The 277-nt window shown below is 61.4% G+C and carries 1 protein-coding gene; it reads left to right on the forward strand.

Going from position 1 to position 277, the window contains the following annotated elements:
- Positions 1-171 precede the first annotated feature (171 nt).
- Positions 172-277, forward strand: a 106-nt coding sequence (locus ABQE44_RS25865) for a hypothetical protein (RefSeq protein WP_448432679.1), incomplete at its 3' end; no start/stop codon positions are given.

The following is a 277-nucleotide window of genomic DNA, read 5'->3' on the forward strand; positions in this document are numbered from 1 at the left end:
GTTGCGCTTAGTAGGTGCTCGTCGGTGAACAGGGCATAGCTGCGCTTGCTTTCCAAGCGACGGCTGGCCATCTCACAAAGGCGATGGGCCAGAAGGGTGTAACGCACCGCCTGTTAACGCTCCCGTGCAAATCGCGTTCGGCCGTGCGGTCCCGATGGATAGATTTGGCCAATGCCGTTGGCTGAAGGGACGGAGTTCGCCGGGTACACGATTATCCGGCTGCTGGGTTCCGGCGGGATGGGCGAAGTTTATCTGGCCGAACATCCCCGGCTGCCCC

It is taken from the genome of Mycolicibacterium sp. XJ2546 (genome assembly GCF_053483195.1).